Origin of the sequence: Buchnera aphidicola (Brachycaudus tragopogonis) (assembly GCF_964059175.1) — a bacterium.
Taxonomy (GTDB): domain Bacteria; phylum Pseudomonadota; class Gammaproteobacteria; order Enterobacterales; family Enterobacteriaceae; genus Buchnera; species Buchnera aphidicola_BM.
The window spans coordinates 1-7,767 of record NZ_OZ060419.1; the positions used below are offsets into that span (position 1 = coordinate 1).

The 7,767-nt window shown below is 26.2% G+C and carries 7 protein-coding genes; 1 reads left to right on the forward strand and 6 read right to left on the reverse strand.

Annotation, left to right across the window (positions count from 1 at the left end):
• Nucleotides 1–168: 168 nt before the first annotated feature.
• From leuD to AB4W64_RS03160, 6 genes are all read right to left on the reverse strand, one after another.
• Complete coding sequence (gene leuD, locus AB4W64_RS03135; protein ID WP_367678312.1) at nucleotides 169–798, reverse strand: 3-isopropylmalate dehydratase small subunit; 630 nt, start codon at nucleotides 796–798, stop codon at nucleotides 169–171.
• Between the two features lie 2 nt (nucleotides 799–800).
• Nucleotides 801–2,216 carry a 3-isopropylmalate dehydratase large subunit gene (gene leuC / locus AB4W64_RS03140; RefSeq protein ID WP_367678313.1) on the reverse strand — a complete coding sequence of 472 codons (1,416 nt, stop codon included), beginning with the start codon at nucleotides 2,214–2,216 and terminating at the stop codon, nucleotides 801–803.
• 1 nt (nucleotide 2,217) lies between these two features.
• Nucleotides 2,218–3,309: a 3-isopropylmalate dehydrogenase gene (gene leuB, locus AB4W64_RS03145; RefSeq protein WP_367678314.1), complete on the reverse strand. Its 1,092-nt coding sequence runs from the start codon at nucleotides 3,307–3,309 to the stop codon at nucleotides 2,218–2,220.
• The gene (gene leuA, locus AB4W64_RS03150) at nucleotides 3,306–4,886 is read right to left on the reverse strand and encodes a 2-isopropylmalate synthase (RefSeq protein ID WP_367678315.1); all 1,581 of its coding nucleotides are present in this window, start codon (nucleotides 4,884–4,886) and stop codon (nucleotides 3,306–3,308) included. Before leuA ends, leuB begins: the two co-directional genes overlap by 4 nt.
• 138 nt (nucleotides 4,887–5,024) lie before the next feature.
• A complete protein-coding gene (gene repA, locus AB4W64_RS03155; RefSeq protein WP_367678309.1) occupies nucleotides 5,025–5,774 on the reverse strand; it encodes a plasmid replication initiator RepA in 750 nt (249 codons plus the stop codon).
• Nucleotides 5,775–5,926: 152 nt separating this feature from the next.
• The gene (locus AB4W64_RS03160; RefSeq protein WP_367678310.1) at nucleotides 5,927–6,430 is read right to left on the reverse strand and encodes a TIGR00645 family protein; all 504 of its coding nucleotides are present in this window, start codon (nucleotides 6,428–6,430) and stop codon (nucleotides 5,927–5,929) included.
• A 309-nt stretch (nucleotides 6,431–6,739) separates the two neighbouring features.
• Here AB4W64_RS03160 and repA (AB4W64_RS03165) point away from each other — a divergent pair, with 309 nt between their 5' ends.
• Nucleotides 6,740–7,591, forward strand: coding sequence for a plasmid replication initiator RepA (gene repA / locus AB4W64_RS03165; protein WP_367678311.1), 852 nt, complete (start codon nucleotides 6,740–6,742; stop codon nucleotides 7,589–7,591).
• Nucleotides 7,592–7,767: the final 176 nt, after the last annotated feature.

Genomic DNA, 7,767 nt, shown 5'->3' on the forward strand with positions numbered 1-7,767 from the left:
ATAAATGCATATTGTTATTTTTAATAAACGCTTCTTATTATATACATGCAAAATAACAATTGTTTAAATCTTATATAAAAAATGAATAAACATATATTTTTTTATATAAAAAAAAGCGAAAGTTTTATTTATAAAACTTTCGCTTTTTTTTATATAAAACATAAACTATTAAATATAAGACTGAAATTCTCTTCTACCTATAATAAAATTAGAAATATTCTCTTCATATTTATTGATTTTTTCAACATATTTCATAGTTAAATCAATATTATCTAAATTATTTAATAAACACATGCGACGAAAATTATCTATTTTAAACGAAAAAGATCTTTCATTTACTATAATTTTATTGTTAATTAAATTTACATTAAAATTTATACCAATATTTTTTCTAACAATATCAAATAGAAAATCAATTTCTCTATCAGTTAAAGTAATAAGTAGAAGTTTATTATTAAAACTATTATTGTAAAAAATGTCAGCAAAACTAGGTGCAATTATTACTCTAAACCCATAATCTAATAAAGACCATACAGCATGTTCTCTTGATGAACCACAACCAAAATTTGACCTAGTTAATAAAATACTTGCATTTTTATAAACATCTTGATTTAAAATAAATTGATTATTTGTTTCTAATCGATTTATATCAATAAAACGCCAATCATGGAATAAATATTTACCGAATCCCCGCCTACCAACTCTTTGTAAAAATTGTTTAGGAATTATAATATCTGTATCAATATTAGCTATATCTAAAGGAACAACAATACCAGTATGTTCAGTGAATTTAAACATTTTTAATTATTCCTAATATCATCTAAATTTCTAACATCAAAAAACTTACCATATATAGCAGCGGCAGCAGCCATAATAGGACTAACTAAATGTGTTCGACCACCTCTGCCTTGTCTACCTTCAAAATTTCGATTACTAGTAGAAGCACAACGTTCACCATTATTTAATTTATCTGGATTCATTCCTAAGCACATAGAACATCCAGGTAATCGCCATTCAAATCCAGCATTAATAAAAATTTTATCTAAACCTTCACTTTCTGCTTCTGTCTTCACTAAACCTGAACCAGGAACAACAATAGCTTTTACATTCTTAGAAATTTTATTATTTTTTAATATTGTAGATGCTGATCTTAAATCTTCTATACGAGCATTAGTACAAGATCCAATAAATACCTTATCAATTTTTACATCTGTTAAATACATACCAGGTTTTAAATCCATGTAGGTACAAGCTGATTTTGCTAAATCTTGTTTTATTAAATTATCAAATGAATTAAAATCAGGTATTCTTTCATTAATTGAAATGACCTGATCAGGATTTGTACCCCAAGTAATTTGAGGTGAAAGATTTGATATATCAATAATAAAGGTTTGATCAAAAATAGCACCTTCATCTGTTTTTAATGTCTTCCAAAAATTTATTGATTTTTCCCAAAATTTACCATATGGTGAATAAATTCTATTTTTTAAATATGAATACGTAATTTCATCTGGTGCTATTAATCCTGATATAGCACCCATTTCAATTGCCATATTACAAATTGTCATTCTTTCTTCCATACTCATTTTTTTAACTACGTTACCACAAAATTCAATTATGTATCCAGTACCCCCTGATGATCCTAATTTACCTATAATTGATAGGATTATATCCTTAGCAGTTATAAATTTATTTCTAGTCCCTGATATTTCTATTTTCATAGTTTTAAAACGTTGTTGTTTTAATGTTTGAGTAGCAAGTACATGCTCTACTTCTGAAGTACCAATACCAAAAGAAAGTGCACCAAATGCGCCATGAGTTGATGTATGAGAATCACCACACACAATTGTCATACCAGGTAAACTCATACCCAATTCAGGACCTATAACATGGACTATACCTTGATTAGGATTATTTAAATCATATAGAGGTATCTTAAATTCACTACAATTTTTTATTAATTTTTCCATTTGAATTTTTGCCATGGGGCCAGATGCATTAATATCTTTACTTTCTGTTGAAACATTATGATCCATAGTAGCAAAAGTTTTTTTAGGTTGTCTCACTTGACGATTGTTATCACGCAATGAATCAAAAGCTTGAGGTGACGTCACTTCATGAAGTAAATGTAAATCTATATATAAAATAGATGTATTATTTTTATCTTTATGTACAATATGTGAATCATATATCTTTTCATATAATGTTTTTTTCATTTCATGCACCATTAACTAAACAATTAGCGATAATATCACCCATTTGATTTGTTTTTAAGTAATTTTGATTAGTAGATATATCTAAAGTTCTATAACCTTTCTGTAAAACATCATTCACTGCTTTATCAATTTTATTGGCTATATTATCTAATTTCATACCATATCTAACTAACATAGAAACAGAAAGAATTTGAGCTATAGGATTGGCAATATTTTTACCACCTATATCAGGTGCGGAACCGCCGGCAGGTTCATATAAACCAAAATTTTTTTCATTTAAACTTGCTGAAGGTAACATACCAATAGAACCAGTAATCATAGCACATTCATCTGAAATAATATCACCAAAAAGATTAGAACATAATAATACATCAAATTGTTTAGGATCTTTAATAATTTGCATACAAGCGTTATCAACATATAAATGAGATAAAGTAATATCAGAATACTGTTTAGAAACCTCTTCTACTACCTCTCTCCACAAAATAGAGCTTTCAAGAACATTTGATTTGTCTATTGAACAAACTTTTTGTTTTCTAGAACGTGCTAATTCAAAAGATAAGTGAGCAATTCTAATAATTTCAGATTTATAGTAAATTTCTGTATCAAAAGCATATTCAGAATTATTCCCTTTTACACGACCTTTAGGTTTTCCAAAATAAATTCCACCAGTTAATTCTCTAACACATAATATATCAAAGCCATCTTTTACAATATCAGTGCGTAACGGGGATAAAGAATTTAACTGTGGATATAATCTTGCTGGTCTTAAATTACAAAAAAGATTAAAATGTTTCCTTAAAGGAAGTAAAGCTGCTCTTTCAGGACGTTCTTCTATCGGTAATTTATCCCATTTATGACCACCTACAGATCCAAATAAAATAGCATCAGATTTTTCACATCCTTTTAATGTTTTTTCTGGTAAAGCTACACCTTCACGATCAATAGCTACACCACCAATATTAAATTCCTTTGTTTCTAAAGGTAATGAAAAATCATTTTTTAAAACATTCAAAATTTTATATGCTTCTTGCATAACTTCAGGACCGATCCCATCACCTGGTAGTACTGCAATACAATATTTTTTTTTCATAAAACAGTTTTCTCTTTAAAAATATCATTGTTTTTTTTTAAAATTTTTAATTTTTTATTAACTTGTTTTGCTTTCCATATATTGTTTAATACATTAATCATAGCTTGAGCTGATGATTCAATAATATCAGTAGCTAAACCCATACCATGAAACTTACGTTTTTCATATTCAACTAAAATATCTACTTGACCAAGTGCATCTTTACCCTTACCTTTAGCAACAAGTTGAAATTTTTGTAAAATAATAGGAAAATGTGTAATTCTATTCAATGCTTGATAAATAGCATCTACTGGCCCGTTACTAGTTGTAGAAGATTCTGTATGTATTTTTTTACCACACAGTAATTTTACTGAAGCAGTTGATAAACCATTAGAAATAGATTGTACGCTGAAAAATTTTAAAGAAAAATATTCAGATTCTTCCTGCTGTTTATTAATAAATGCCAATGCTTCTAAATCATAGTCAAAGACTTGTCCCTTTTTATCTGCTAATTTTAAAAATGCAGTATAAAGTTCATCTATATTATAATCATTACTTGTATAACCCATTTCGTCCATATAGTATTTTACTGCAGCTCTTCCAGAACGAGAAGTTAAATTAAGTTGAACTTCTTTTAAACCAATGGTACTTGGATCTATAATTTCATAATTTTTTCTATTTTTTAAAACTCCATCTTGATGAATTCCAGAAGAATGAGAAAAAGCATTGCTTCCTACTATAGCTTTATTAGCTGGAATTGGCATATTGCAAATTTGACTGATAATTTGACTGGTACGGTAAATTTCTTTATGATTGATATTTGTGGAAACACCTAAAATATCTTCTCTAACTTTTATAGCCATAATAACTTCTTCTAAAGCTGTATTTCCAGCCCTTTCTCCAATTCCATTAATAGTTCCTTCTATTTGTCTAGCACCTGCTTGTATGGCTGATATTGAATTTCCTACTGCCATGCCTAAGTCATCATGACAATGTACTGAAATTATAGATTTGTGAATATTAGGCACACGCTCAAACAAATTTTTAATAATAAAAGAAATCTCATTAGGTACAGTATATCCTACTGTATCTGGTATATTTATAGTTTTAACACCTGAATCAATGAGTTTTTCTACAATACGACATAAATTGTCCATTGTAGTTCTGCTAGCATCTTCACAAGAAAATTCAATATCATCAGTATAACGTAAAGCTTTTTTTACTGAAAAAACAGCCATATCAATAATTTCATTAAAATTTTTTCTTAATTTAGATTCCATATGAAGTATCGAAGTAGCTAAAAAAATATGGATGCGAAACGAATCAGATGTAGACATAGCTTCTCCAGCAGCATCAATATCTTTTTCTATACAACGAGCTAAACTACATATACGACTATCTTTAATTTTTTTTGATATCATTTGGACTGATTTAAAATCTCCTGGAGATGAAATAGGAAATCCTACTTCTATAACATCTATACCAGATTTTTCTAGAGATAATGCAATTTGGAGTTTTTCTTTCACACTTAAACTTGCTTGTAATGCTTGTTCACCATCACGTAAAGTTGTATCAAAAATAATAACTTTAGAATTCATAAAAATTTTCTCGACAATAAATGAAATGAGTCATTAAATAAAATAAATTTATACAACAAAAATTTCATAAGACATCAAAACACTTATATTCTTATGTTTTGATGTCTTATGAAATTTTTGTTGTATAAATTTATTTTTTTATTTTTTTTTATATAATTTACATAAATTATTATATTCAATATCTATCTTTTTTTTAAGACCTTTTGGACCTATTTTTGTTAATTGGCTTGCACTATAATAATTAATTAAAGCATTTAATATTTTTTTTCTAGCAGATTTTTCATCTAATTGTGATATAATTTCCATATCTGAAAAAGAAATAAACATTTTTTTTTCTTGTATTTTTGGTTTTTGAAAAAATTTTGTTGGGGAACTTAAATAATTCTTTATTTTAGATTCCGAGATATCAAATAACATAAAAAACATTGGTGTTAAAGATATTCTTTTAGGTATATAATTACTCATTGATATACTTTTTTCTCTTTTACATTTTATAAATCCCATTGGTTCTAAAAACTCATTTATTAATCGCGATGCGCGAGTAATAGATTTATTACCTGAATCAGAAAAAGTAGATAAACCACATTCATCTGCCAACTTTTCAATAGATGCTTCCACTAAATTAGAATTGATATTAAAATAATACAACATGGCAAGTACTATAGCTCTCATAGCACAAGCGCGATGCTCATTTAATCGTCTAAATCGAGGTAAAACATTACCAGTTTTAGGATCTATAGGCAGCAAGGTATAATTTAAATTACTTCTAGCAACATCTATTTCTGATGCTTTTTTCATAGCATAGAAAATAAATTTAGATATTTTTCTCTTATTTTGAGGTGGATTAAAAATTGGTTTAGGATTATATATATAATTTTTTCTAGGCACTAAATACACTTTGATAAAGTAATGTTTCTTTAAAAGAAGAATTTATAATAAATGAGACATTAAATTTTAAAAATATATTATGTTTTTAAACACATAACACTAGCATAATAACAATTCAAATAATTTAATTTATTATTTTTTTTAACAAAAAATTAATGAGGCAAATATTTTTTTTTGCTCATTTTATCAATATAAGCCATACCAAAAGCAGATAATACAAATGTAAGATGAATTATAACACATAACATAATTTTATTATCTAATATTTTTTCAGCTTCCATGAAAAGACGTAATAGATGTACAGAAGATATAGCGACTATTGACGAAGCAACTTTATTTTTAATTGAATTCACATCCATAGTACCCATCCATCCTAATCTTTTTTTATTGTCTTCCATATCCATTTTAGAAATAAAATTTTCATAACCAGAAAACATTACCATTACTAATAAACCGCCTACTAAAGCAATATCAATTAATGATAAAACAATTAATACTAATCCAGACTCTGACATAGCGAGAATGTCTGGAATAATAAATACAATTTGTTGAAAAAATTTTAATGTTAATAATATAAATCCAAATGATAAACCTACGTACACAGGAAACATTAACCAACGAGAAGCATATATAGTTTTTTCAATAATTCTTTCCATTTTTATTATTCCTAACTGTTACTGTTTTTTAAATAAAACTTACTAAATTTGATTTTTATATCTGTATGTTAAGATATTCTAAAAAATTTTAATAACTTATATTGAAAATGATTAAAATTTATGTTAAGAATATTTATTATTTTGATAAATTATATTTATTCATAAAAAAAAATAAAAGTAAAGTATATATTATATAATATATAAAAAATTTAAGGTTACAAATAAGAATAAAATTAATAAAAAAAACTGTTTTTTTACATTTGTAAATGTAAAAAAAATCTTCTTTCTACTAATTTAAAGCATCATCTTATGATATCAAGAAAATGTTATATAAATAATCCTAATCCGATTTTTATACCACCTAAAAATAATAAACGTCGACCTGCTTTTATTTGTTATGCAATGAAAAAAGCATCAGAAATAGATGTTGCAAGATGTGAATTAAATTATATTTTACAAGCTAAAAATATTAAAATTGGATTACCATTAAAAAGATTTAGACAATTAAATGAACATCGCGCATGCGCCATGAGAGCGATGGTTCTAGCTATGATTTATCATTTTAATATTTCTTCTGAATTAGTTCAAGCATCTGTTGAGCAGTTATCTGATGAATGTGGTTTATCTACAATATCTAAAGCAGGAAATAAATCTATTACACGTGCCTCTAGATTGATTACAAATTTTATGGAACCTATGGGTTTTGTTACTTGTCAAAAAACTTGGGACCGAGTATTAGGTAATTATATGCCTAAAATGATTACGCTTACGCCATTATTTTTTATGCTGTTCGGTGTTTCTAAAGAAAAATTAATGAATGCTAAAAAACAACAATTGGGTTGGATAAATACTAACCTTATTAGCAAGGGTCTAAAACCCATTACTATGAATGATGCTAAAAGACGTTCTAAAGATACTCAAATTAAAAGTATTTTTAAATATAGAATGTCCAGACATGCCTTTTATAAGAAAAAAAGAAATGCTCAAAAATTAATTAATTTAGATGAAAAGGAAGCTAGACAAACAATTCTTCGTGCTTTAGTAGCTAAGTATTCTCTAAGTGAATTAACTAAATTAGGTCCTAATGGATTAAAAAAACAAGTTAATATAAGCTATTATTATCTACGGAAAATTGCTACAAATACATATCCTGATAATTAATGAATAGATAAATTCATAAAATTAAAAAAATAAATACGTTTCTTTACGTAGAGTATTTATTTTTTTAATTTTTTTATTTCTTCATTTCTGTCTTATTCAAAATCAAATTTATATATATTTTTTTTCAAAATAACTTTTTTATTTTGAAAAAAACTTTTTTATTCTAAAAAAAACAT